Source organism: Limosilactobacillus mucosae DSM 13345 (genome assembly GCF_001436025.1).
Taxonomy (GTDB): Bacteria; Bacillota; Bacilli; order Lactobacillales; family Lactobacillaceae; genus Limosilactobacillus; species Limosilactobacillus mucosae.
Window position 1 is genome coordinate 1 of the sequence record NZ_AZEQ01000065.1, and the last position, 930, is coordinate 930.

The window sequence follows — 930 nt, forward strand, 5'->3', positions numbered from 1 at the left end:
TAGTTACTGGTACGATCAAGTACATCGATGACACGACTGGCAAGACGTTAAGCTCATCTGATCTGCCAAGCGGCAAGGTTGGTTCAACGATCAACTACACCACGGCCGACAAGATCAAGACTTACGAAGATCAAGGCTACGAATTGGTATCCAACGACTTTACTGATGGCAGTCAGGTCTACGAAAAAACTGGCAACGACTTTGTGGTTCACTTGAAGCACAAGACGCAAACCATCACGCCTAACGATCCAAATCCGGTAACGCCGGGCCAGCCAATCAATCCTAATGATCCTGACAGTCCAGTTTACCCAACCGATGCTGACCGCAACAACTTGGTCAAAGATGCCACCCAAACGATTCACTACGTTGGCGCCGGCGACAAGACGCCAGCTGACAAGGTTCAAACTCAAAAGGACGCCTTCACGCGGACTGTTACGATTGACAAGGTAACTGGTGAAGTCATCTCCATGAGTGATTGGGAAGGTACCAAGACATTCGGTACGGAAAATACGCCAGTCATTGATGGCTACTATGCCGACAAGAAGGCTGCTGGTGGACTGACGGCAACGCCTGACAATCCAAACGTGGAAGAAACGGTAACCTACGCACCAAATGGTAAACTGATTCCGGTTGATCCAAATGGCAATCCAATTCCAGGTGCCGACACGCCAACGTACCCAACGGACCCTAATGATCCAACGAAGGTCGTGCCAAACGAACCAATTCCGGAAGTACCAGGCTACACGCCAGTTGATCCAAGCCCGGTTACACCAGCTGATCCTGGTAAGGACACGCCAGTACCATACAAGCAGAACCAATACGGCTTGACGGAGAAGTTCGTGGACGAAGATGGCAACGAATTGTCGCCAAGCGTTAACAAGGGCAGCTCCTACAAGAGCGGCGATGGCTTTGACGTGACTGGCGATGCCA

The 930-nt window shown here is 50.9% G+C and carries 1 protein-coding gene; it reads left to right on the top strand.

Annotation, left to right across the window (positions count from 1 at the left end; genetic code table 11):
- On the top strand, positions 1 to 930 hold a 930-nt coding region (locus tag FC47_RS10705), incomplete at both ends, for a mucin-binding protein (RefSeq protein WP_056968820.1).